Annotated in this window: 23 protein-coding genes and 1 other RNA gene; 18 read left to right on the top strand and 6 right to left on the bottom strand. The window is 64.3% G+C overall.

Features of this window, described 5'->3' with window-relative positions:
• Positions 1-13: 13 nt before the first annotated feature.
• The 4 genes from RQH86_RS13575 to pdxH form a co-directional block, all read right to left on the bottom strand.
• Positions 14-89: non-coding RNA, sX9 sRNA (locus tag RQH86_RS13575), on the bottom strand.
• Positions 90-155: 66 nt separating this feature from the next.
• Positions 156-929 (bottom strand): PspA/IM30 family protein, encoded by a 774-nt coding sequence (locus RQH86_RS13580; RefSeq protein ID WP_115513536.1) that lies wholly within the window; start codon positions 927-929, stop codon positions 156-158.
• Between the two features lie 12 nt (positions 930-941).
• Positions 942-1358, bottom strand: a complete 417-nt coding sequence (locus RQH86_RS13585) for a YjfI family protein (protein WP_311240641.1) — start codon at positions 1356-1358, stop codon at positions 942-944.
• Between the two features lie 335 nt (positions 1359-1693).
• Complete coding sequence (pdxH, locus tag RQH86_RS13590; protein ID WP_055849447.1) at positions 1694-2293, bottom strand: pyridoxamine 5'-phosphate oxidase; 600 nt, start codon at positions 2291-2293, stop codon at positions 1694-1696.
• A gap of 229 nt (positions 2294-2522) precedes the next feature.
• Here pdxH and RQH86_RS13595 point away from each other — a divergent pair, with 229 nt between their 5' ends.
• The 17 genes from RQH86_RS13595 (at position 2523) to RQH86_RS13675 (ending at position 15732) form a co-directional block, all read left to right on the top strand.
• Positions 2523-3065, top strand: a complete 543-nt coding sequence (locus RQH86_RS13595; RefSeq protein WP_055850381.1) for a shikimate kinase — start codon at positions 2523-2525, stop codon at positions 3063-3065.
• Entirely contained in the window at positions 3062-4174 is a 1113-nt protein-coding gene (gene aroB / locus RQH86_RS13600) for a 3-dehydroquinate synthase (protein WP_115554298.1), read from the top strand. Before RQH86_RS13595 ends, aroB begins: the two co-directional genes overlap by 4 nt.
• Before the next feature lie 720 nt (positions 4175-4894).
• Positions 4895-5146, top strand: a complete 252-nt coding sequence (locus RQH86_RS13605) for a WGR domain-containing protein (RefSeq protein ID WP_039414382.1) — start codon at positions 4895-4897, stop codon at positions 5144-5146.
• A gap of 13 nt (positions 5147-5159) precedes the next feature.
• Positions 5160-6224 (top strand): uroporphyrinogen decarboxylase, encoded by a 1065-nt coding sequence (hemE, locus tag RQH86_RS13610; RefSeq protein ID WP_055849442.1) that lies wholly within the window; start codon positions 5160-5162, stop codon positions 6222-6224.
• A gap of 1157 nt (positions 6225-7381) precedes the next feature.
• On the top strand, positions 7382-7669 hold the full coding sequence (locus RQH86_RS13615; RefSeq protein WP_055849437.1) for a RebB family R body protein: 288 nt from the start codon (positions 7382-7384) through the stop codon (positions 7667-7669).
• Positions 7670-7707: 38 nt separating this feature from the next.
• Positions 7708-7977: a RebB family R body protein gene (locus tag RQH86_RS13620; RefSeq protein ID WP_115528595.1), complete on the top strand. Its 270-nt coding sequence runs from the start codon at positions 7708-7710 to the stop codon at positions 7975-7977.
• A 30-nt stretch (positions 7978-8007) separates the two neighbouring features.
• Entirely contained in the window at positions 8008-8274 is a 267-nt protein-coding gene (locus RQH86_RS13625) for a RebB family R body protein (protein WP_055849430.1), read from the top strand.
• Positions 8275-8326: 52 nt separating this feature from the next.
• Complete coding sequence (locus RQH86_RS13630) at positions 8327-8605, top strand: RebB family R body protein (protein WP_104614476.1); 279 nt, start codon at positions 8327-8329, stop codon at positions 8603-8605.
• 148 nt (positions 8606-8753) lie between these two features.
• Positions 8754-9041 (top strand): hypothetical protein, encoded by a 288-nt coding sequence (locus tag RQH86_RS13635; protein ID WP_238155975.1) that lies wholly within the window; start codon positions 8754-8756, stop codon positions 9039-9041.
• A 50-nt stretch (positions 9042-9091) separates the two neighbouring features.
• Entirely contained in the window at positions 9092-9310 is a 219-nt protein-coding gene (locus tag RQH86_RS13640; RefSeq protein ID WP_228324248.1) for a RebB family R body protein, read from the top strand.
• Complete coding sequence (locus RQH86_RS13645; protein ID WP_311238708.1) at positions 9307-9957, top strand: RebB family R body protein; 651 nt, start codon at positions 9307-9309, stop codon at positions 9955-9957. Before RQH86_RS13640 ends, RQH86_RS13645 begins: the two co-directional genes overlap by 4 nt.
• A 79-nt stretch (positions 9958-10036) precedes the next feature.
• On the top strand, positions 10037-10384 hold the full coding sequence (locus RQH86_RS13650) for a hypothetical protein (protein ID WP_055850379.1): 348 nt from the start codon (positions 10037-10039) through the stop codon (positions 10382-10384).
• 19 nt (positions 10385-10403) lie between these two features.
• A complete protein-coding gene (locus tag RQH86_RS13655) occupies positions 10404-11486 on the top strand; it encodes a hypothetical protein (RefSeq protein ID WP_311238707.1) in 1083 nt (360 codons plus the stop codon).
• 275 nt (positions 11487-11761) lie between these two features.
• Positions 11762-12115 (top strand): hypothetical protein, encoded by a 354-nt coding sequence (locus tag RQH86_RS13660; protein WP_311238706.1) that lies wholly within the window; start codon positions 11762-11764, stop codon positions 12113-12115.
• A 4-nt stretch (positions 12116-12119) separates the two neighbouring features.
• Entirely contained in the window at positions 12120-13178 is a 1059-nt protein-coding gene (locus tag RQH86_RS13665) for an NUDIX domain-containing protein (protein ID WP_311238705.1), read from the top strand.
• Between the two features lie 42 nt (positions 13179-13220).
• The gene (locus RQH86_RS13670; RefSeq protein ID WP_311238704.1) at positions 13221-13907 is read left to right on the top strand and encodes a glycoside hydrolase domain-containing protein; all 687 of its coding nucleotides are present in this window, start codon (positions 13221-13223) and stop codon (positions 13905-13907) included.
• A gap of 40 nt (positions 13908-13947) precedes the next feature.
• Positions 13948-15732, top strand: coding sequence for a hypothetical protein (locus tag RQH86_RS13675; protein WP_311238703.1), 1785 nt, complete (start codon positions 13948-13950; stop codon positions 15730-15732).
• Here the strand turns inward: RQH86_RS13675 and RQH86_RS13680 are convergent.
• Positions 15729-17267 carry a helix-turn-helix domain-containing protein gene (locus RQH86_RS13680; RefSeq protein ID WP_311238702.1) on the bottom strand — a complete coding sequence of 513 codons (1539 nt, stop codon included), beginning with the start codon at positions 17265-17267 and terminating at the stop codon, positions 15729-15731. The genes RQH86_RS13675 and RQH86_RS13680 overlap by 4 nt on opposite strands.
• A 691-nt stretch (positions 17268-17958) precedes the next feature.
• Here RQH86_RS13680 and mdtD point away from each other — a divergent pair.
• The gene (mdtD, locus tag RQH86_RS13685) at positions 17959-19380 is read left to right on the top strand and encodes a multidrug transporter subunit MdtD (protein ID WP_311238701.1); all 1422 of its coding nucleotides are present in this window, start codon (positions 17959-17961) and stop codon (positions 19378-19380) included.
• Between the two features lie 89 nt (positions 19381-19469).
• Here mdtD and RQH86_RS13690 read toward each other — a convergent pair whose 3' ends face one another.
• On the bottom strand, positions 19470-23009 hold the full coding sequence (locus tag RQH86_RS13690) for an ATP-binding protein (RefSeq protein ID WP_311238718.1): 3540 nt from the start codon (positions 23007-23009) through the stop codon (positions 19470-19472).
• Between the last annotated feature and the right edge of the window lie 452 nt (positions 23010-23461).

The following is a 23461-nucleotide window of genomic DNA, read 5'->3' on the forward strand; positions in this document are numbered from 1 at the left end:
CCGCTGTAAGAGCGGCTGACAAAACGTAGCGAGCAGTCGTCAGGTGGGTGTGGACGGCGCGCAGGAACCGGAGTGTACGCGTGGTACATGCCGATTCCGAGCACCGGCCGCGCCCGCCTGGCGGTGAGCACAGTCGTTTTATTAGCTGTTCTAAGTCAGCTGTCGCTGCGGGGAACCTGCTGCACGTCGCGCACCTGACCGATCAACGGCGCGGTCCCGCTGGCGGTGTCGTGGCCGAGCTGGGCGGCCGGCTTCTTGAAGCGTGCCAGCACCGCGGCCGCATTGGATTCGCCTTCCATCAGGCCAGCTGCGGCCAGACGCCGATTCAGATCGCCATCGCCGGTGGACGATTCGAGCTCTTCGGCCGATTCGATGCGTGCGGAGGTTTCGGCCTGGCGCGCCTTGATGCGTTCAAGCGATTCCAGTGCCGAGCCCATCTTGCTGCTGGCACCGGAATGCCGCGCAGCGATGGCGGCCTGCGCCTTCTGCACCGCATCGGTGGCCTTGACGGTGTCGATCTGCTGGCGCATGCCGCGCAGCTGGTTTTCGGTCTTCTGGATGGTGGCCTTGAGCGTCACCACCGATTGGTCCAGCGATGTCTTGGACGCCTTGTCGCCAGCGTCTTCGCTTTCCAGCGCGGCCAGTTTGACCGCCACGTCATGCGCCAGTGCTTCGTCGTTCTTGGCCAGCGCGCCTTCGATGTAACGCGTGTACTCGGCCATCTTGCCGCCACGCGCGTCGATCTTCTGCTGCGCCAGCTTGCTCTGCGCCATCAGCTTGGTCAGCTCTTCACGCGAGCGCGTGAGCTGGGCGCCGGCATCGCGCATTTCCTGGTCCAGGATGCGCAACGCATTGGCGTCGACCGCTTTCTGGCCGGTTTCATGTGCGGTGCCACGCAGCAGCGTGATCAGTTTGGAAAAAATACTCATGACAACACGCCTTTAGGAAAAGAACGGCTTGAGAGATTCGGCGGCATCCAGCGTATTGGCCGCCAGGGTCTGGATTTCCTCGTCGATCTGGTCGAGCGTGGACGACGCCGACAGCTCGCCGAAGACCACATAGGCATCCTTGCCATCGACCTGGACCAGGCCCAGGTTGGACAAGGGATTGAGCGGATTGAGCCGCAGGCAGGCGTCGTTGAAGGCTACGCGGTCGCTGACCTGGTCGGCATTGGCCAGCAATGTGGAAACGAACACCTGCGAGCCGGAGGCGGCAACCTGGATCTGCATGTCGCCGTGGTCGGCCAGGATGAGGTTGATGGCCGGTTCCAGCCCGTCGATCAACTCGACCTCGATCGGCTGGTCGCGGTAGCGCTCGGCCAGCAGGCCGTGCAATTCGACAGTGGTGTACTGCGTCATACGATGTCCTGTCCTTTGGAAACGATGGTCAAGCGATGGGCGGACATACTACAGACTGTTCGCGACCGGCAGAACGTGCCGTTTGGCACCGGTTATGCCGCATCCAGTGCCGCGGCTTGGGCGGATGCGCAGCACGGCCGGGTCCCGGTCTGCCCAGGGCAGCGAGGCGTCCGGACAGGGCGGCAGAGGCCGGGCGCCAGGCGTCGCGCGCCTGCATGCCAAGGCCGCTGTGCGTGGCACCGACCGGATGCGCCCTCTCTTTGGCAGGCGTCGCAGCGCCAATGCCGCACCGTGCGCCAGCGGCTCGCCCGCGAGCGCGCCGCAGATGGCCGGACTTACGGGTACAGCATCCGCTTGGTCCACCGGCTGGCCGCATCGGCCTCATAGCGCCAGCGCTCATGCAAGCGGAACTTGGCGCCGTACCAGAACTCGAACGCCTGCGGCACCACCCGGAAGCCGCCCCAGCCGTCCGGACGTGGCACCTCACGGCCTTCGAAGGTGGCTTCGACCTTGGCGATCGCCGCATCGAACTCCTCGCGCGAGCCCAGCGTTTGCGATTGCAACGAGGCCCACGCGCCGATCTGGCTCATGCGCGGGCGCGAGGCGAAATACGCGTCCGATTCGTCCGCGCTCACCAGCTGCACGCCGCCTTCGATACGCACCTGGATGCCAGCCTCGCGCAAGCTGCGCCACAAGAACAGCAGCGCCGCCTGCGGATGGGTCTGCAAATCGCGGCCTTTTGCGCTGTCCAGATGCGTGTAGAACACGAATCCGCGCGTGTCGAAGGCCTTGAGCAGCACGGTGCGCGCGCTCGGCCGCCCATCCACGTTGGCGGTGGCCACGGTCATTGCGCTGGCTTCCAGCTCGGCGCTGTTCTGCGCCTCGGCATACAGCGCGGTAAAGGTGGCAAGCGCTTCTGCGTACAGATCGGGCATGACGGTAGGTGGCAGCAGGAGAAGCGCCCATTGTGGGCGCATCGCACGCGCTTGTCGCATGGGCTGGCTGTCGCCGCCTGCGCAGTTGGCATTGCCATCGGCACGCGGTTGCTGCGGCAGGCACCGGCCGTGCGCAGGACGCACTGGTATCGGCGTGCGCAGGACGCACTGGTATTAGCGCGCATCGGGCGGCCCGGTCCGCGCGTGCAGAATGCTACGATCCCTGCGCATGAACCCCGCACCCAATCTCGTGATGATCGGCCCGATGGGCGCCGGAAAAAGCTGCATCGGCCGCCGCCTGGCCGAGCGCTTCGGGCTGGAGTTTGTGGATGTGGATCAGGCCATTGTCGAACACGTGGGCAGCAGCATCCCCGCCATCTTCGAACAGCATGGCGAAGCGCGCTTTCGGCAGCATGAAACCGAGACCTTGCAGGCGCTGTTGCAACAGGACAACAAACTCATTTCCACCGGTGGTGGCGCGGTGCTGGATCCGCTCAACCGCGCGCGGATTCGTGAGCGCGGGTTTGTGGTCTATCTGCACGTGAGCGTGCCGGCGCAACTCACCCGGCTGGCGCGCGACCGCAATCGCCCGCTGCTGCAGCGCGCCGACCGCGAGCAGGTGCTGCACGCGATGGCCGCACATCGCACCCCGCTGTATCAGGAGGTCGCCGACCTCACCCTGGAAACCGATCACTTCTCCCCCGCCGAGGCCACCGCGCAGCTGGTGCTGCGCCTGGCTGCGCAATGGCGCATGTCGAGTACCCCCGCATGACACTTCCCCGTTCCTCGCGCAGCGTCGATGTCGACGGTGCGCAGCCGTACACCATCACCATTGCTCCCGGCCTGCTGGCCGACGGCGCGCGCCTGGCCAGCCATGTGCGCGGCCGCCACGTGCTGTTGCTCAGCGACACGCAGGTGGCGCCGCACTACGCGGCCGGCGTGCGCAGCGCGCTGCTGCAGGCGCGCCCGGACCTGCAACTGGGCGAGCTGGTGATCGCCGCCGGCGAAGCCTCCAAGACGCTGGACAACTTCGGCGCCGCCATCACCGCGCTGGCCGAACTGGGCGCCACTCGCGATGCCTGCGTGTTCGCGCTCGGCGGCGGCGTGGTCGGCGACCTGGCCGGCTTCGCCGCCGCCTGCTGGATGCGCGGCGTGGACTGCGTGCAGCTGCCCACCAGCCTGCTGGCGATGGTGGATTCGTCGGTCGGCGGCAAGACCGCGGTGGATATCCCGCAGGGCAAGAACCTGGTCGGCGCCTTCCATCCGCCACGCGCGGTGATCGCCGACACCGACACCCTGCACACCCTGCCCGCCCGCGAACTGCGCGCCGGCCTGGCCGAAGTGATCAAATACGGCGCCATCCGCGACCCGCTGTTTTTCCAGTGGCTGCACGCCGAACGCCGCGCCTTGCTCGACAGCGATGCGGCAGCGCTGGCACAGGCCATCGCCCGCAGCTGCGAACACAAGGCCGAGATCGTGGCGCGCGACCCGCTGGAAAAGGGCGAGCGGGCCCTGCTCAACCTGGGCCACACCTTTGGCCACGCCATCGAAACCGAGCAAGGCTACGGCGCGCCCGGCAACGACAACCTCAATCATGGCGAAGCGGTCGCGGTCGGCATGGTGCTGGCCGCGCGCCTGTCGGCTGCGCTGGGCATGAGCGACGCACAGGACACCGAGGCGCTGCGCACCCTGCTGCAGGAGTTCGACCTGCCCACCGAGATCCCGCCCGGCCTGTCGCCCGAGGCCCTGCTGGGGCGCATGCGCCTGGACAAAAAGAATGTCGCCGGCCGGCTGCGCCTGGTGCTGTGGCGCGGCATCGGCAAGGCCGAAGTGGTGCCCGATGTGGACGAGGCGGCGGTGCTGCGGATTCTGGCGGGGTGAGGTTGTCTTGCCGGTTGAGGTTGCGTTGGCCGATTGAGGTTGCGTTGGCTGGTTGAGGTTGCGTTGGCTGGTTGAGGGTGCGTTGGCTGGTTGAGGTTGCGTTGGCTGGTTGGGGTGGCGTTGGCAGGTTGAGGTTGCGTCGGCTAATTGAAGCTGGGGTTGGCTGGATTGAGATCGAGGTTTGCCAGCAAAGACAAGCACGGACTGCTAGACGGCCACGCAATACCGCCGTCGAACGCCGGCCCCGACGCCCACTGATCTGACAGCGCGAAGACACTGCATTGGTAGGAGCGTGCCTGCGCGCGATGGGTCTTCTCGATAAAACCCCAGCGGCACTCCTGCGAAACGCCGGTGCACTGATCAACCGCGCACCGTCCGGCCTGACGCCTTTTTCAACCACGTAACTGATCGCCGGCCACGAGGCGGACGCATCTGACAGCGCGCCACTGCTGCGCTTGGATACCGTTGCCTTGTAGGAGCGCCCTTGGGCGCGATGGGCCTCACCGATAAATCCCCGTCGCGCCCGGGGGCGCTTCTAGGTACAGACAACCGCAGCACAGCGCATCAGCCACCAAGGTGATTGCGGCGGCCACTGCGCGCGGTCAGGCATCCACGGCACCGATTTCCGCCCCACTGCCCGCGTTGGACGTTCGCAAGCGGAGCAGCACGGCGCGCCCACTGCCCCCCAGCCTTCAGCACTGCCCGGCTACAATCGGCCGCATGCGCATCCTCCTGCAACACGATTCCGGCGGCAACGAGCCGCTCCGCTACGTCCAGCTGACCCTGCAACCGGACCTGTTCGGTGGCTGGGAACTGCTGCGCGAGAGCGGCCAGATCGGTGGGCGCACGCAACTGCGACGCGACCAGTACCTGCTGCAGGACGAGGCCGACCGGGCGTTCGAAAAGGCCCGCGATACCCAACTCAAACGCGGCTTCCAACTCATCACCGGCGGCGCCGACGCGCCGCGCTGAGGACACATCTCCCATGCTCAAGAACGATCGCCTGCTGCGCGCCCTCAACCGTCAGCCCGTGGACCGCACCCCCGTGTGGTTGATGCGCCAGGCCGGCCGCTACTTACCGGAATACCGCGCCACCCGCGCGCGCGCCGGCAGCTTCCTGGGCATGGCCAAGAACCCGGACATCGCCTGCGAAGTGACCTTGCAGCCGCTGCAGCGGTTTCCGCTGGACGCGGCGATCCTGTTCTCCGACATCCTGACCATCCCCGATGCGATGGGCCTGGAGCTGTACTTCGTCGAAGGCGAAGGCCCCAAGTTCCGTCACCCGGTGCGCGATGCCGCCGCCATCCATCGCCTGGGTGTGCCAGACATGGAAACCGAGCTGCGCTACGTGATGGACGCGGTGCGCCTGATCCGCCGCGAACTGGATGGCGCGGTACCGCTGATCGGCTTTTCCGGCAGCCCGTGGACGCTGGCCTGCTACATGATCGAAGGCGGCGGCAGCAAGGAATATGCGCGCATCAAGGCAATGGCCTTCAATGCCCCGGACGTGCTGCACCACCTGCTCAGCACGGTGACCGATGCGGTGATTGCGTACCTGTCTGCACAACGTGCGGCCGGTGCGCAGGCGCTGCAGGTGTTCGACACCTGGGGTGGCGTGCTGTCGCCGGCGATGTACCGCGAATTTTCGCTGCCCTACCTCACCCGCATCGCGCGCGAACTCGAACGCGGCGACGGCGCCGAGCGCACTCCGCTGGTGCTGTTCGGCAAAGGCAACGGCGCCTACGTGGCCGACCTGGCCGCCAGCGGTGCCGAAGCGGTGGGTGTGGACTGGACCATCTCGCTGGCCGACGCCGCCCAGCGCGCCGGCGGCCGCGTCGCCCTGCAAGGCAACCTGGACCCGGCCACGCTGTACGGCTCGCCCGAGGCGATCCGCAGCGAAGTCGGCAAGACCCTGGATAGCTACGCCCAAGGCAATGGCGGCTCGCGCGAGGGCCACGTGTTCAACCTCGGTCACGGCATGTCGCCGGACATGAATCCGGATCACGTCGGCGTGCTGGTGGAAGCGGTGCAGAGCCTGAGCAAGCGCTGATGCTATCTGTGATCGACAGCGCCGATATTCGCTGTCGATCACCGCTCGGTTGTACGCAAGCATCTGGTCCGCGCAGCGACTGATGGCGCTTACCAGCACACATACCTTGCTGCACAGAAAAGCCGAAAATCCCTTGATTTACCAAGCCACACACTGAGGCAGAGCGTGATCACCGCTCTTTGCGCCGACGGCGAGACACGCATGCTGCTCGCAGGAGCCGCCACCTACTGCAGTGCGCTCCCGTCCATCTCCTACAGCCAACTGATGGCAGCGCTCTGTGCTCGCGCACGCCACCTGCGTTGATGTCATCCACGCGACGCAGCGTACCGCGCACCGCGAGACACGCTTGCTACGCGCAGCAATCGCCACCTACTGCAGTGCGCTCCCGTCCATCTCCTACAGCCAACTGATGGCAGCGATCTGTGCTCGCGCACACCGTCTGCGTTGATGTCATCCACGCGACGCAGCGCACCGCGTAAGACCGCGCCACCCAGGCCAGCGTCCGCGTACAACGCGCGCACCGCACCGACGGACGGCTATCTGCAATCGTCCCCGCAAACCGGGCCGATTACAGGCTCATGCGCTTGCGCCTGGCAACGCCCACCGACGCACACCCTGCGCGTCAGTAGCGTCGCACCGCCCACATTCGATGCGTCGATGTCCCAACCCAAATCATGGCGTGGCGATCAGGCAGCGCGCTCGTCAGCAGACTCAGCCGCAGCCATCGATCGATACGCATCTGATCGTCCGGCACACATCGGAAACGCGATCGCGCGCACAACCTTTGGCGCTTGGCACACGCAGAGCCGTCAAGCGGAAAACATTCAAAGATCACCGCGATTGCCAACTGCGGCGCTCCCGTCGGTTCTACAGGGAATTAGTGCAAACCGCATCGCGGTTTACCGCTGAACGCGCTGCAAGATTCGATAAAACCGGTATTAAGTCGGATACAACGCTAAAGCAGAACAGCATTCACGTCGTTAACCCCGATATTGCCATCGTTAACCCCAATTTCTTCGATCGATGGCGCTCTATTGTGGCGACACGGTGATGCGGTGGAACTGCACATTCTCTCGACAGGCCAACGACCTGGCAAACCTCGACACCGTCGCGCTTTTCAAGCATTCCAACCGTCGTCACATTCCAAGGAGAGACACATGGCATTTCCAACCGCCGTCAACGACCAGATCACCGACTCCGTCACACAAGCCAACACCAAGGTGCTGGGCGATGCCCCGGCCATCGCCATGGGCAATCTGTATCAGGCCACCGCACAAGCGTTGGCAAACGCCGCGCACAACGCGACCAACGCGCAGCAGCAAAGCTACGTCACGGCGCAGTCGGCCACCACGATGGGGGTCGCCACGCTCTACTCCATCGATACCGCCACCACCGGGATGGCGACCAAGCAGATCCTGAGCACCGGCGTGAAGGGCCTGGGCTGAGTTAATCGCATTGATCTCTGGCACATAAGGAGCACGAAATGGCATTTCCGACCGCAGTCAATAACCAGATCACCGATTCCGTTACCCAGGTCAATACCAAGGTCCTGGGCGACGCGCCCGCAATCGCCATGGGCAATCTCTATCAGGCAACTGCGCAAGCGCTGGCCAATGCCGCCCATAACGCGACCAATGCGCAGCAGCAGAGCTATGTCACCGCGCAGTCGGCCACCACGATGGGTGTGGCGACGCTGTACTCCATCGACACCGCCACCACCGGTGTGACCACCAAGCAGATCCTGAGCGTTTAATCGCCAGGCTGACGCCAAGGACATCCGCGCATGGCATTTCCCACCGCCGTCAACGACCAGATTACCGACTCGGTCACCCAGGCCAACCTGCAGGTACTGGGAAGTTCCCCTGCCGCAGCCATGGGCAATCTGTACCAGGCCACCGCGCAGGCGCTGGCAAACGCAGCCCACAACGCAACGCTCGCGCAACAGCAGATGTACATCACCGCACAAGCAGCCACCACGATGGGCGTTTCGCTGTTGTATTCGCTCGATACCGGCGCCACGGGTGCCGCCACCAAGAAGATGCTCGGCTAACCGCTAACGCCGCAACGTCTTCATTCTTTCACTACCTCAAGGAGCTATCACCATGGCCTTTCCGACTGCCGTCAACAGCCAGATCACCGATTCGGTTTCCCAGGTCAACACCAAGGTCCTCGGCGATGCGCCGGCGATCGCAATGGGTAATCTGTTCGTCGCCACCAGCCAGGCGCTGTCCAACGCCGCCCACAACGCCACCAACAACCAGCAGCAGTCCTACGTGACGATGCAGGCATCGACGACCCAGGGTGTGTCCACCCTGTATGCGATCGACACCGCGTCCGATGGCGTCGCCACCCGGGAAATCCTGAGCGCCGGGCTTCGGTAAGCGGCAACCGGGCGCCGCTGCTGCCACAAGAGCGGCGCCCGGTCTGCACCGCCATTGCCGCTCTGACCTACCCCCTGGACGCATCGAGAAAGGACGCATCATGTTGCAACTACATCATGTCCCCACGTCCAACACACTGGACGTGGTCGTGAGACTGATCAGAGGCCGCACCATCGTGGCGACGTTCGCACCGCACCAAAAAGCGGTAATGAACGTCGAGTTCGACGGCATCCTGCCGGTGATTCCCGGCGTTGAGCCCTTGGTGTACCGCCAGCAGTCCGACAGCGTGATCGACGTGCCGTACGGCAATTTCGCACTCCTCGAACGCGTACACAACGGCGTGGCCTTGCAGTACGCGTGCAAACACGAGCCACAGACCAGCGTCCTGTTCACGGCATCGGTCAGCGTTGCCCAGCGCAGGCCGTTGTTGGCCTAGCACGCAAACGCCAGCGCACGGTCATGCAGCCCAGCGCACGTGCCGCAAGCGTGGCCAGCCTGGTCGGCACTGCCGCCACGGGCGCGGCGCTGACCATCGGGCAGGCCCCGGCTTTTGCAATGGGCGCGACGTATCTGGCGCTAGCGGATTCGATCGCACTGGCGATGGAAAACGCCGTCGCCAACCAGCAACGCGGACAGGTGCTTGCCGATGCCGCCCTCACCCAGATTCTTGCCTTAATCATCCAGAAGGGAGCGACTTCGTCATGATCGACGACAGTACCGTGAACAGCCAGATCGTCGACGCCGTCAGCAGCATCGTGACGCTGACCACCGGTCAGGCACCTGCGCAGGCGCTCGGCATGCTCGATGCCGTGATGCTGGAGACGCTGGGCATGGCGATGCACAACGCGGTCAACCGACAGCAGGGCGCCGGCATGATCAATGCCGCAGCGATCACCGCGGCCTGCGCCAAGATGATTTCGGCACCGTTCCCGGTTCCAGCGCCGTTGCCACCCGCACCACCCGGCCCTGCACCGACAGTCGCGCCCTTGCCTGGGCCGCCGCCGATGCCGCCTCCACCGGCAGCGCTGATCGCCGCCGCCGCTGCAGAAGCCAAGGTGGCTGTCGATGTGCTGAAAACGCAGGCGCAGGGTGCGTCGGCAAACGCGGCGACCGCAACCGCCGACCTGATGCAAGTGCATGCACTGAGCGTGCCGCCCCCTCTGCCCACCAGTCCTCCCGCCCCCGGCGCCGGCTCAGATCATGCTGCCACTTCTGATGCTTCTGCTGCTGCACCCGCAACTGCAGTTGTTGTCACTCCCGCAGCTGTTCGTGCATCTGCACCTGTTGCTCCTGTTGCACCTTCATCTACATCTAGCTCTGCACCTGCACCTGCGCCACCTCCTCAGTCGTAGACCGTCTACGGACATGGCGTGTTGCCCCCCTATCACCAGGCCTCATTGAAAGGCGGCCGATCCTTCCATGGGAACCAAGATGGAACCGACAAAGGTCAATGCGCAGGTCATCGACGTCATCAACCAGGTGCAGCTTGCGACCATGAGCCCGCAGGTCGTACTGACAAGCGGAGCCGGCAAAGCCTATCAATCGGTGGCGCAATCGACTGCCATCGCAGTACAGGACGCCACCGATGCGCTGCGCAATGTCTCGACCATCGCGACTACCGCGGTCGGCGTGGCGATGGCGCAGTACCTGGCTACCGGCGACGACAAATATGTTGTCGCGCTCGTCCAGGCGCAGGCACTGATGCAAGGCGCCACCGACGACTTCGCCAGGATCGGTTCGGCGGCAGGGCTGGTGCTGAAGAATTTCCCCGCTGGTTGAATCCACAAGGAGTCATGCAATGTCCGTTTCGATCGCAGGCCGCCTGATCTCGATGCCAAGAATGTTGTCGTCACTGGGCAGGCAGGCCATGGCCTTTATTGATGGAGGCACGCAATGGCTGGACTGGGCGATCCAGTCGCCTGGGGCGCGCTATGACTTCCCCGACGAGACCAGCTTGCTCGACGAGGTGCAGCAAGGTCTGCATGGCTCGCGCCTGACCTTGCTTCCGCAGCTGGCGCTGAAGGTCAGCCCGGTCAAGCTGATGACCTTGAGTTCGGCCGACCTGGGCACGCTCGCACAGGCAGAATCCGGCGATACCGGTTCGGTGGTCAAGGCGCAGCTGCAGCGTATTTTTCACGACAACGCCTTGTTTACCGCAAGCGACCTGGCCGCAGGCCGTAGCCTTCTGACGCAGTTGAAGGTCGATGGCGCCGGAGTGTTCCAGTCGCTGGACCTGCAGGAAAGCCTGGCGCTGCGCCAACTGGCCGCCGAAGCGCCGCCAGCCAACGTGACGCCTGCGCTGCAACAGGAGGCCGCCGCATTCGCCATCGAGCAGGCGCGCACACCGCTGGAATTTTGCGATTACTACCGCTTCTATCTGGCCTGCACCGCTACGCTCGCCACTGAGGACGAGCGCGCGCTTGCGGCGTCCTCGGCACTGCAGACACTGCTGCCGCTGCTGTTCGCTGCCCTGGATTGCCCACAAGTGCAGGGGCTGCCCTCGCCCAACGAGGTCGCAATGAGTGTTGCCGAATGGCTGGCGCGCGGTCGCCAGATCGGTTTCGCGCGGTTATCGCTGGCCGCCCAGCAGATCGTCCAACACACCCGCTACCAAGGCGAAGGCGACAACCAGGCAGCGAGCGATGCAATCCGCCTCTATCTGCAGTCTGCACAGGCATTCCTGGCGGCCAACCGGCCCAGCCATGGCGTGCTGGGCCAGGATGGCAACAGCTGCGTGTTCGCCATGCAGAACGACACTCTGGCTGCGTTGCTACAGGTCAACAACGGCATCATCTCGCTCCGCGATTTCGGGGCGGCACCGGCGAGTGCGGGTGCGAGTATGAGTGCGAGCGTGCCCCAGGATGCAGAGGAGCCGGAGTGAACGCACCAACGTCGCTTCCCGCGGCAACAGACCAGGCCCCGCCGACGATCAGCGCCGCCGACGCAGTCCGCAACGCGGTGCACGCAGGACGCGCCGCGGCCCTGGCTGCCGCACGCCAGGGCATGACGCAGGCCGAACACGCACTGGGCGAGATGCTGCGCGCACCTGCAGCGCAGCGCCCGCCCGATACTGCATCGCTGCCGGTACCGATACAGCACCCGCGAAGCGATGCCGTTGCCCCGCTCCAACCCGCTTCCACTTCAGGAGACACCGACATGTCCGACGACACCCTTCCGACCCCAGCAGCCACGACCGCTGCAGCGCCAACCGCGAGTACTGCGCAACCGCCTGAGCCATCGGCAATCGATGCCGCGTTGCAGGCCGCACAAGCTCAGGTCGAACAGGCAATAGCCGCCAGCGAGAGGGCCGTACAGGCGGCGATGCAGGCCGCAACCGCCGCCGTCACCGACAACGAGCAGGCGGTTTATGCATCCCGTCAGGCATTGCAGCAGGCCGATGAAGCCGCAACAGCTGCCGTTGCCGCCGCGCAGCAGCAGGCCGAGCAGGCGATGGCGGCGACAGTAGCGGCATCGCAGCCGGCCGCAGGATCGCCATCGAACGGAGGCTGAGGCCATGCAGGTCTATGCCGCGTTGTGGGATGAAGCGGGCACCTATCTGATCGCACGCAAACGCTATTTCAACAACTGGTGGGGGGATCAGTCCGCACCGGTGTTGGCGGTGGAAGCGGTTGCGCTGTTGTGCAAGATCACTGCGAATGCAGCCGGTGTCAGCCCACCCTTTCCAGATGTCGACTGGGACAGTGCTCGAAACTGCCTGCGAGGGGCGTGGCTAGCCGCCAACGGCCTGCGGGAGAAAGATGCAGCCTACATCGGCGCAGCGCAGGCACTCGGTCTTGCATACCAGAATGCCTGCACCGACAGTCCAAGTTGCGATGCAGTCACCGACAAGGCCATGGAGGGCGCCGGCCACTTGCTCAGGGTGAAATTCGGACCGAGCTCGTCTCGTACAAAGACAGGCGAATCGCTGGAATTGAAAATCAGAGGCGCCGGCAGCGATCCTCTGCAATGGAACGCTGCATGCGTGGAGGCCGACACGCTCGCACGCGACATGCGGGAATGGGCACGGCAAAAACCGTTGGCAATCGTGAACCAGGCTGGCCAGTGGGCACTGCCTGGCGGCCGCCTCAATCCCGGGGAATCTCCCGAACACGCGGCACGGCGCGAATTTAGCGAGGAAACCGGCTTCGCTATTGAAAATCCCGCCGACTTTTTGCGGGATCTCGACATCGAACTGAAGGATCCAGGTGGGAACGCTTTCCAGCTGGTGCGTTTCAAGAGCACGGCTGCACTCGATGGCATCGTGGATGTCATCAATCGGGCGATCAGGTCGCGAGTCGGCGCCAATCGACCGAACGCAAGTGCGGTGTGCGACTGGGAGATCGCCTCGGTGCAACGCATCGATCGATCGCAACTGACCCACTACCTCGGTGTCCACCAGCCGTTGGCGCCGCAGACTATCGAGGAAGGCGCTTACGTCAGCGCAAAACTCGCTTATCCACCCAAGCCAGGCCCGCCTTATCCAACCACTCGTGACGACACTTGGCCGCGAAGAGAAAGCCAGGCAATTGGTTGGTACGGACAAATGGCCACGTATCTGCAGACATCCCCCTGATTCCGATCTCGACGTTTCCTCCCCTCGACGCGGAGTTTCACCATGACCTTCCACACCGGCTTCGACACCGACCGCTTTCCGGGCCTGCCTGCGTTGGCCTGGCTGAAGACAAACACCAGCCTTGCCTGGTGCGGCTATTACCTCGCACCGGCGCCCAGCCATGCCGATACCGGCTGGATGGGATGGCGGCCGACGCTGGTCGCCAATGGCTGGGGATTGGCACCGGTCTATCTGGGCCAGCAGACCGCTGGCCCAGGCGCGCACGTCGTCACCGCCGAGCAGGGCGGCATCGACGGCGCGCAGGCTGCCGCGTTGGCCGCCAGCGAAGGATTTCCAACTGGCGCCACCGTCTACCTGGACTGGGAGGACGGCAGCCGCCCCGGCGCCGCTGCGATCGCCTACATCCGCGCCTGGATCGTCGCACTGGCTGACGCCGGTTATGCGCCGGGGCTGTATTGCTCGCATGCGCTGGCAGCGGATCTGGTGGCCGATCTGGCGCCGGGGCCGAGTCCGCAGATCTGGGCATGGCGTGTCGCGAGCGTCGGCAGCCATGCCTATGCCGGCGACATTCGCACGCTGACGGCATCAGATCCGGCCGGCTGCGGCTATGCGCACGCTGCGCTCTGGCAGTTCGAGCAGGACGCGGTGCTGTCGCTGCCCGGCACGCCCTGCGATGACCTGGAAATCGACCTGAGTCATTCGGCCGTCGCGGATCCGAGCACGCCGTGAGCACAGATCTTTTCCACAGGTTCGCAGACAAGGCCAAGCCATGAAGGAATCTCCCGAACAAGAAGACCTGCGCCGTGCGATCAGCGGCGAGCTGACCAAGCGGATCAACGACGCGGCACGCTATCCCAACGTGCGCTCGACGGTGATCCAGGCGTTGGGCACCATCCAGGATCGGATCGCGAGTCTGTGCATCGAGTTACGCGACCGTTTCATGCTGCGCGCCGACCAACCGCTGGCCCGTTTTTACATCAAGGGCGGCAATGCGTTCACCGCCTGCATGGATCTGCTGCAGGGACAAGACCAGCACCTGTTCGACTCGGGAAGCTCGGACTGGGACACGCAGGTAGCGATCGACCCCTGGCTTCCCGGCTCCGTGCAGGATGCGCTGCATGCAGAGATCGAAGACATCGTCGTCGATGAAATGAAAAAGGCCGGCGTGCTCATCGCGTTCGAGCTCAGCCTGCTTGCGCCTAACGCGTCGCCGTTGGCACAGCAGGTTTACCCCATTCCACGTGCCCAATGGCCTCCGCATACGACCGACGTGGGGTGTTTGCTCAAGTGCGACGAGCCGCAAACCTTTCGCCGTGTCTTCGACCGCGACCGCACCGGCTTGTCTGCCTACACCGGTGTGGAAATCGCCACACTCGGCGAGCGCGATATGCCCTCCCCACCGGGTATCGTGCTGAACGATGGGATCAAGCCCTTTGTTCTCTATCGACTGGGCTACACGTGGCACGCCACGCTGATCGAAGGCTACCCCGACCACATCGTTTCGCAGCCGGCCAGTCCACGCGGCATTCTGATGGAACTGATCGATGTCAGCGTGCCACGCCGCGATACGATCGAGGCAATCGCGATCTGGTCGGAAATAGGCAATGGGCACCTGACCATCGCCACCGCTGCTGGCCAACAGGAACGCTGGCAATTGCCGCTGCCGGATCTGGACTACCATCTGCGCGAGAATCTGCTGATGTTGTGCGAGATCGCCAGCGATCCGTTGGCACTCGGTGCGCACAAGGAAGCAAAGCGCCGCGAGCGTGTCGCCGCAATTCACGCCTGGTACGCATCCATCGCTCAGCTGCCGCATTTTCAGAGCGTGCTCGCCGGGATGGCTGGCAGACACGTAGGCGCGTTAGGCGACGATGCCGCCACGCTGGTCAACGCGTTGATGGCGTCGGTGCGCACACGCACCACGCAGGCGGCGCCGGACTATGCCAATGGACAGCCGACCGACGTCACGCGCGCGCGCATTCTTGCCGCACGCCACGGCACCGGCACCCTGCTCACGTTGCTGTCGGATGCGTTTACCGCGCCGGTCCTGCTCTCGGCCGCCTTCAGCGACGATCTGCTGTTGATGAACACCCTCGCACAAAGCCCCTATCTGGCCGTCGATCAGCTGCGCTTTTCCGGCGTGGACATGGCAGCGGTGGCACGGGTCAGCTACAAACAGCTGCAGGCACTGGACATTGCTGCATTCGAGCACGCCGTAGGACAGTGGCTTGGCGAGGACGTCCAGGTTCTGGCCCAACCGCACAACACGCCGCGCGTGGGAGGCATCAGCTACGAATGCACACTGGTGGTGTTCGTCAATGCCAAGCAGCCACCGTTCGAAAAAATCGTCCTGGCGTTCTTGACGCTCACTACTGCCACGGACGCGCAGGCGCCGTTCCATTCTGGCCCAGCCGGTCAAGGCAGCGCTTATGCAGCGCTGCTGGATATCGACGGCCAGCGCAAGGCGGCTGCGGCGCTGGTCGACGAGTTCGTGCTGCGTGAACGGCTGTCCAAACAGCACGATGCCATCAAAACCCTATTACCTCAGGCTTAAACCGGAGACACATCTCCTTGTCCACGCGCGTTGCGAAACGCGCGTGGACTGACACCCACCAGCCGTCGAAAACTCTTTTCGAAATGACTCAAGTCGCCGAAGCCGACCTTCAGCGCCACTTCGGTCACACGCAGTTTCTGCTCGCGCTGCAGCAGATCCTTGGCCTTCTCAATACGAAGCTGCTGCAGCAGCGGCTTGAACGTGGTGCCCAGCTCCTCGCGGAACAGAAAGCCCAGATGCGACTGGCTGACGTGCGCCTGCCGGGCCAGATCACCCAGGGTCAGCGGCTCGGCGTAATGCGCGCCGAGATAGACCAGAGCTCGCCGCAGGGCGTCATGCAAGGTGGCGAGGCGTTGACCTGGACGATGCGGAAGACCGTCGATCCAATCGACAGGCGCTGCCGGTAGCGTGGGCGCGAGCGGACCATCGTCCGGCTGCGATGGCACTGAGCTCGCGACACGCTGCTGTCCTTGCAGCAGGCTTGCGGCCAGGCGAGGTGCATGTTGCTGGAGATCGGCGAGCTGGATCGACCTGCCTGCGGTCATGACCGCCAGGCGCAGCACCACCCGCTCCAGTTCCAGCAGGTTTTCGGGCCATGGATACTGCGTCAGGGCATCCATCAGCGTGTCAGTCACCCATTGCCGGGAATCGAAGCCGTGCCGTTCCAGCACGCGCTCGAGATGAAACGCGATGTCCGGCAACCGCTCACACAACGCGGCAAGCTCGATCGACAGCACATCGAGTTGCGACAACAGCGCACGCGAGAATTGTCCCGCGCGCACGCGCTGCGACAGATCGGCAGTGGTGGACGCGATCACCCGGGTGAAAATATCGGCACCCGAGGCGGACCAGCTGCCGTGCCGCCCCCGAAGACACCGCGACAACTGGCGCTGCAGCGCTGCGTCGAGCTCATCCACCCCTTGCAAGAACAGCGTTCCGCCGGCCGCGCGCTCGAACCAGGTCGACGGGTCGCCATCCGCATCGTCGCAGTCCACCGCGACAAACGGCCCATCCCGCCAGGGCCCCGTTGCATGCAGCAAGACGGCCACGTCCTCTTTCTCGGTGCCGAATCCGCCACGCACGATGGCCGGCAAGCGACTGCCTGCGGCACGCTCGACGAACGCATCGACCATCCAGACCTGTTCGCACACGCCTGCCACAAACAACGGCCGATCGAATCGATCTTCCGCCCAGGCCCGCGCGGCATCACGCTTGATCAGATAGGCACAACAGGTGGCGATCCGCTGGCACAACGTCATCGCCTGCGTGGTCATACCGCCCTGGGCCGGCGTCACTCTCAGTGTGCCGAGAACGTGATGGGCATGCTGGACAGGAAAATCACGGGTGATCGTCGTCTGCCTGTTCGCCAGATCCGGAGCCGGCGCATCGCTGCCCTCCACCCCGAAAAACGCGCATGTCGCATCGTTCAAGAGTTCGCTCTGCGCCAGTTCCGCGGCGATCTTTCCGAGCATTGTTGCCAGGGGATCGCCCGGAAGATAGGCGCGCCGTAATACATCGAAGACCTGCTTTTTCATTGATAGTCCGACTCGATACTGGCGCGCTCAGAAGGCGGCCATACCCAAGTCGCGCCATCCCTGACCAGACCGTCGGCAACGCTCCAAGAAACGACTCGGCTTTTCGCGACAATCCAATGCTCCCCGCGTGTCCCGCTCGATCGATCCATCGCACTGTGGGATGAACCTCGCTTGCGTTGGCTGGACCCGTTGGAGGCACCAAGTAGTCGCCAGCGAATCAGACGCTTGTTGCAAAGCCATATTGGGCATTAACACGCTGCCTGGTGCCTGTCCCGACCATTCGTGGCATGTGGCTGCCCCTATCGTCCATTGGGTGAGGCTCGTCTCATTCGTTGCCGGCATGGCGATGGCGTGCTGCGAAGATCTCCAGCAACCACCCGTGCAAACGAGCCCGCATTGCGCCGAGCAAGCGGGCGACGCTGGCGGATGCGCTGATGCCAAGACACTGCGATGCAGTCCGCCATGCAAGGCATCGGAAGCAGTGACGCAGCGCCGGGGTCGCAAGGCGCTCGCCGCGGTGCAGACTGGGGTATCGGAATCGACCGCGCCCCTGCAAGCAGCCCGGCAACACCTCTGGCGACGCTTCACTGCAGTCCGCAGGACATGCACGTTCTGATCAGATGCGCACACCGTTGCGACTTTCTGCACAACGGCGCTGAGAGAATGCGCTGTCCTTCCGATGGCGATCCCCATGTCCCAGCCCGCCCCCATCCTGCGTGGCTACGCCACCATCAAGCCGCTGTTGTGGCTGGTATCGCTGGCGATCTTCATGCAGATGCTGGATGCGACCATCGTCAATACGGCATTGCCGTCGATGGCGCGCAGCCTGCACGAGAGTCCGCTACAGATGCAGTCGGTGGTTTTCAGCTACGCGCTGGCGGTGGCGATGTTCATCCCGGCATCGGGCTGGATCGCGGATCGCATCGGAACACGGCGCACCTTTCTGGCCGCAATCATCGTGTTCACGCTGGGCTCGTTGCTGTGCGCGGCAGCGCAACAGCTGCCGCAGCTGGTGGGCGCGCGCATCGTGCAAGGCATCGGCGGTGCGATGTTGTTGCCGGTGGGCCGGCTGGCGGTGCTCAAGACGGTGGCGCGAGAGGACTTCCTGCGCGCCATGAGTTTTATCGCCATTCCCGCGCTGATCGGCCCGCTGATCGGCCCGACACTGGGCGGTTGGCTGGTGGAAGTGGCGGCCTGGCACTGGGTGTTTTTGATCAACCTGCCGATCGGCGTCATCGGTTTTATCGCCGCACTGAAGATCATGCCGGACCACTACGGCGATGCACGCAGGCGCTTCGATCTGGTCGGCTATCTGATGCTCGCGGTCGGCATGGTGGCGTTGTCGCTGGCGCTGGATGGCATTTCCGAACTCGGGCTGCGGCATGCGTTTGTGATGTTGCTGGCGATCGGCGGGCTGGCGGCATTGGCCGGCTATTGGCTGCATGCCGGCAATACCGGCAACGCGCTGTTTCCGTTGGCGCTGTTCAAGGTGGCGAGTTATCGCATCGGCATTCTGGGCAACCTGTTTGCGCGGGTCGGCAGTGGCTCGATGCCGTTCTTGATTCCGTTGCTGCTGCAGGTGGGCCTGGAGATGAGCCCGATGAACGCCGGGCTGATGATGGTGCCGGTGGCGCTGGCCGGCATGGCCGCAAAACGCGCGGCGGTAAAGCTGGTCGGACGCTTCGGCTATCGCAACACCTTAATGATCAATACCGTACTGGTGGGGCTGGCGATGGCCAGCTTCGCACTGATCGATGTGGGCCAACCGCTGTGGTTGCGACTGCTGCAACTTGCCTGCTTCGGCGGCGTCAATTCGCTGCAATTTACCGTCATGAATACCGTCACCTTGCGCGACCTGGATCGCGATCAGGCCAGCCCGGGCAATAGCCTGTTGTCGATGGTGATGATGTTGGCCACCGGCTTCGGCGCGGCGGCCGCCGGCAGCCTGTTGGCCGCCTTCAACACCCACCTGGGCGATACGCACGGCGCCACTGCGGCACTGCATGCCACCTTCCTGTGCGTGGGCGGCATCACGCTGACGTCGACGCTGATCTTCTGGCAGCTGGCCGACACACGGCCGCATCCCAAGGACGTGGAAGCGGTGGCCGAGTAATCGGCGCAACGGCTTCGCGCGGACGCGTTGAAACGCGGGGCGTGCGGGCCGCGCATGGCACAGGTGCCGCCAATGATGCGGCGGTTTTTTTAGATGTCTTCGCGCGGACGGACCCGTCGCAACGCATCGGCAATGGTGTCGGCCAGCATGTCGCCGGTCAGCGGCTTGCGCAGGAAACTGTCGAAGCCTGCTTCCTTGGCGGTTGGTTCGGCGGCTTCATCGGAACGTGCGGTCACCGCAATCAGCGGCATCTCGTAACCGAATACGCGCAATTGCCGCGCGAGTGCGAACCCGTCCAGGCCGGGCAGATCCAGGTCCAGCAGCGCCAGGTCGAACGTGTTGTCGGCGGCCTCGGTCAATGCGGCCAGGCCGTGCGGTGCATGCACCATTGAATGCCCCTGCGAGCGCAGCAGGCCGATGATGACCTCGGCGATGGTCGGGTCGTCTTCCACCAGCAGGATGCGCTGCGGCGCGATCACCGCGCTGGCACGCGTCACCTCACCGCTCAGCGCTGCGTTGGAGGTGACCCAACGCAGCGGCAGGTCCACGACAAATCGCGTACCGGAGCCAAGCCGGCTGATCACCTCGATATGCCCGCCCATCGCAAGGGCCAGCTCCTGGCAAATCGCAAGACCCAGACCGCTACCGCCGTAGCGCGAGGTGGTCTTTGCGCCATCGCCCTGCTCGAACCGCTGGAACAACCGCGCTTTCTGGTCGGCATTGATGCCCGGGCCGGTATCGGCGACTTCGAACCGCAGGCCCTGATACGACCCCAGCGTGGTCAACTTCAAACCGACCACACCGCGCTCGGTGAACTTGATCGCGTTGCTGAGCAGATTGAGCAGAATCTGCCGAATCCGGGTAGGGTCGCCGCTGGCGGTGATGTCCCCGAGCAGGCCCACTTCCAGGCTGAAACGCAGCCCACGCTCCTGTGCGAGCGGCGCCATCAACGCTTCGACCTCGGCCACCAGCTGACGCAACGAGAACGGCTGCTGATCCAGCTCTAGGCGCCCGGATTCGATGCGCGCCAAGTCCAGCGCATCGTTGACCAACCGCAACAGGTGCGCACCGGCACGACGGATGGATTCGGTATAGCTGCGTTGCCGGTGATCCAGTTGCGTCTTGAGCAGCAGCTCGCTCATGCCCATCACACCGGTCATCGGCGTACGCACTTCATGCCCCAGCGTGGCCAGAAAGCGGGTCTTGGCCAGCGACGCCTGCTCGGCCAACTCCTGCTTGTGCACCGCCAACTGCCAGGCATTCAACCGGCGCAATCGCCGGCGATACAACAGCACCGCTGCCACCACCACGCACACCGCCAAGGTGACCAGCAGCAGCAGCCCCCACGGGCTACGCCACCACGGCGGCAGGACCTGAAACTTCAATGTCTGGGTCGCCGACCAGATGCCATCGGCGGTACGCCCCTGCACGTCCAGGGTGTAGTCCCCCGACGGCAGCCGCGAGAACAGACGTTCACCGCTGGGACCGACGTCGATCCAGTCCGGGTCGTAGCCGCTCAGACGGAAGCGGTAGCTGGACGATTCCGGGTGGGTAAAGGTGGGCATACGCGCCACGATGTGCAGGTCGCGGTCGTCGTCCTGCATCCTCAACGGCTCCTGCCCGGTGACATCCAACCCACGTTCGCCACGTCGCAAGCCAACCCGCTCGATCAGCAAGGGCGGCCTGCGGGTGTTGGGGCGCATGGCAGTGGGATCGAAGACCACCAGGCCGTCGGGAGAACCTGCAACGATCTGTCCGCCCGTCGCCTGCACCAGGGTGTTGGGCTGCAATTGCGGGCTTGGAAGCCCGTCGTGTACCCCATACACCCGCACCAGCTTGCTGCCGGGATCGATACGGATCAAGCCGCGCTGACTCGACACCCAGGCCACACCTTTGGCATCGACCACCAAGCCGTTCGGCGCCACCATCGGGAATTCCTGATCTTTCCCCACCGTGTCCAGATGCTTGAGCTGCCGACCATCCCAGAGGTAGCGCCGTATCTGCCCCGTCAAGCCGATCCAGACGATGTTGCCTTCAGCAAGACGAAAGACCTGCGTTGGCAGCGTTGGCGCGCCGCGCACCGGCACAAAACGGTCGGCAGCCGGATCCCAGCGCCGCAACCCGGCATTGTTGGCAAGCCAGATCTGTCCATCCGGACCCGCGCGGATGTCGAGAATGGTCAACGCCTCCAGCCCATGACTGCCTTCGACGATGGTCCGAAGCAATTGCCCTTCCTCGCTTCTGATCTGCAGCCCCTGCTGCACAACGGTGACCCACAGTCGCCCCTGCGCATCCTCGGCCATCCGGCCTGCCCGCTCCAGGGACGCATCGGCATCGACATTGCTACCCAACTGCCAGCGTTTGACCTGACGCGAGCGCGGGTCATACCGCACCAATTCGTCGTGGACCCCAATCCAGACGTAGCCGGCCCGGCTTTCGAGCATGTAGTCCGCGGCAACGTATTTGCCGATCTTGGGCCGCTCTTGCCGCAGGTTCCCGGTTGCCGGGTCGAGGTACTCCAGCACGCCTTTTGTGCCCGTCAACCAGATGCCGCCAGAGGCCGCCGGCGTCGTTGCCGTGATGGACGGATTGGCCGGCGACTGCAGAGCGTTGCTATGGTGAGACAGCACGGCAAACATGTCCCAGTGGGGAGGCAGGTGCCACAGCCCTCCTTCGAGCGCCGCAAACCACAGTCCACCTTCGCGGTCTTCGTAGGCGGACATCCAGTTCCGCTCGACCAGGCCGTGTGCCGAAAAGCTGTAGATCGGCACGTTACGAATGTTTTGCTCTGTAATCGCCAAGCCGATGCCACCATTGGCGTCCAGCCAGTACCGCCCACTGCGATCGTGCAGCAGCACGCCCAGGATGCGTTGCTTGCGCGAGATGTCGCGCCATGGCTGGGGACGGACCTGACCATTGGCCTTCACCCCGAAAAAATCGCCGGTAACATCCGACACCCACAGTGTGTCGCCGCTACGCTCCAGGTACAGCCGGTTGACGGTCTGGGAGTTTCCGGGAAGCGCCACACGCTCGAGCCGCGTGCCGTTCCAGCGTGCGACCCCGCCGGGAGTGCCAATCCACAACGTTCCATCTGGCGCCACCTCGAACCCCATGACGCTGTCAGCCGGCAGGCTCGTGTCATCGCCCGGCACAGAGGAGAAGCGTTGCACGCTGCCATCGGGTCGCCGCCGATACAGACCATGGGTTGCGGTGCCCAGCCAGATGTCGCCGTTCGGGGTCTGCGCCAATGCCCACACCGTGATTTCGCGCAACTCCGGAAACTGCGGGCTCTCAAACGGCGTGAAAATGCGCGTCTTGTTCTCCAGGAAACCGGCACCGCCGTTCTCGAAGCCCATCCACACCCGATTGTCGGCGCTGACGCAGACCGTCCAGACCGCATTGCTGGGCAGCCCTTCTTCCATGCGCCAGATGCGGAAGTTGCGCCCATCGAATCGGGCCAGACCATCGTCGCTGGCAAGCCAGAGATAGCCCTGTTTGTCTTCGGCGAGTTCGCTGATGGTCTCCGACGGTAGCCCATCCGCAAGCGTGATCTGGGTAGGCACCGGAGTCACCGGTGCGCGTACTGCCAATGCGGTTGGCACACCGATGCACAAGCCAAGCGGCAGCAAGACCGATAACCGATAGAGAAAAGACAAAAAAAGGCGCACTGGATACGTTTCACGACAAGTCGCCGCATAGTGCGGGCCGCGCGGTACGCGGGCAAGCCCAAGCGGCCTCAAGCAGCCAGTCCGGTAGCGCCAGCAATTCGATCGCAACGCCGCGGCTAGCGGCATAGGGTGTCGAGCCCACGCAGGATTGGCACCATGGTCATTTGGCCAGATTGCAGCATCGCCAGCGGCAACTGCACCGCAAGGCCATGGGCTCAAGCTTCGGCGAACTGTCGTTGCCCGGCAGATCACAAGGCTTGCGCGGCCGGGTTGGCATACCCGTGGCGCGCGCTGCCAGGCAGCGTCGATGTGCGGCCCACTGCCCGCATGCCCATCCCGATGCGGGCCACCTCCAGTGCTTTAGTGCCATCTCCGTCATGGCACTGAGGCAGGCCGTGCGCGGTGAGCGCTGT

The organism is Xanthomonas sp. WCS2018Noco2-27 (assembly GCF_031843525.1).
Classification (GTDB): domain Bacteria; phylum Pseudomonadota; class Gammaproteobacteria; order Xanthomonadales; family Xanthomonadaceae; genus Xanthomonas.

What these genes read in the sequence shown, in the direction of transcription:
- RQH86_RS13580 (WP_115513536.1), bottom strand. Translation starts at nt 929, where the DNA reads ATGAGTATTTTTTCCAAACTGATCACGCTGCTGCGTGGCACCGCACAT.
- RQH86_RS13585 (WP_311240641.1), bottom strand. Translation starts at nt 1,358, where the DNA reads ATGACGCAGTACACCACTGTCGAATTGCACGGCCTGCTGGCCGAGCGC.
- pdxH (WP_055849447.1), bottom strand. Translation starts at nt 2,293, where the DNA reads ATGCCCGATCTGTACGCAGAAGCGCTTGCCACCTTTACCGCGCTGTAT.
- RQH86_RS13595 (WP_055850381.1), top strand. Translation starts at nt 2,523, where the DNA reads ATGAACCCCGCACCCAATCTCGTGATGATCGGCCCGATGGGCGCCGGA.
- aroB (WP_115554298.1), top strand. Translation starts at nt 3,062, where the DNA reads ATGACACTTCCCCGTTCCTCGCGCAGCGTCGATGTCGACGGTGCGCAG.
- RQH86_RS13605 (WP_039414382.1), top strand. Translation starts at nt 4,895, where the DNA reads ATGCGCATCCTCCTGCAACACGATTCCGGCGGCAACGAGCCGCTCCGC.
- hemE (WP_055849442.1), top strand. Translation starts at nt 5,160, where the DNA reads ATGCTCAAGAACGATCGCCTGCTGCGCGCCCTCAACCGTCAGCCCGTG.
- RQH86_RS13615 (WP_055849437.1), top strand. Translation starts at nt 7,382, where the DNA reads ATGGCATTTCCAACCGCCGTCAACGACCAGATCACCGACTCCGTCACA.
- RQH86_RS13620 (WP_115528595.1), top strand. Translation starts at nt 7,708, where the DNA reads ATGGCATTTCCGACCGCAGTCAATAACCAGATCACCGATTCCGTTACC.
- RQH86_RS13625 (WP_055849430.1), top strand. Translation starts at nt 8,008, where the DNA reads ATGGCATTTCCCACCGCCGTCAACGACCAGATTACCGACTCGGTCACC.
- RQH86_RS13630 (WP_104614476.1), top strand. Translation starts at nt 8,327, where the DNA reads ATGGCCTTTCCGACTGCCGTCAACAGCCAGATCACCGATTCGGTTTCC.
- RQH86_RS13645 (WP_311238708.1), top strand. Translation starts at nt 9,307, where the DNA reads ATGATCGACGACAGTACCGTGAACAGCCAGATCGTCGACGCCGTCAGC.
- RQH86_RS13650 (WP_055850379.1), top strand. Translation starts at nt 10,037, where the DNA reads ATGGAACCGACAAAGGTCAATGCGCAGGTCATCGACGTCATCAACCAG.
- RQH86_RS13655 (WP_311238707.1), top strand. Translation starts at nt 10,404, where the DNA reads ATGTCCGTTTCGATCGCAGGCCGCCTGATCTCGATGCCAAGAATGTTG.
- RQH86_RS13660 (WP_311238706.1), top strand. Translation starts at nt 11,762, where the DNA reads ATGTCCGACGACACCCTTCCGACCCCAGCAGCCACGACCGCTGCAGCG.
- RQH86_RS13665 (WP_311238705.1), top strand. Translation starts at nt 12,120, where the DNA reads ATGCAGGTCTATGCCGCGTTGTGGGATGAAGCGGGCACCTATCTGATC.
- RQH86_RS13670 (WP_311238704.1), top strand. Translation starts at nt 13,221, where the DNA reads ATGACCTTCCACACCGGCTTCGACACCGACCGCTTTCCGGGCCTGCCT.
- RQH86_RS13675 (WP_311238703.1), top strand. Translation starts at nt 13,948, where the DNA reads ATGAAGGAATCTCCCGAACAAGAAGACCTGCGCCGTGCGATCAGCGGC.
- RQH86_RS13680 (WP_311238702.1), bottom strand. Translation starts at nt 17,267, where the DNA reads ATGAAAAAGCAGGTCTTCGATGTATTACGGCGCGCCTATCTTCCGGGC.
- mdtD (WP_311238701.1), top strand. Translation starts at nt 17,959, where the DNA reads ATGTCCCAGCCCGCCCCCATCCTGCGTGGCTACGCCACCATCAAGCCG.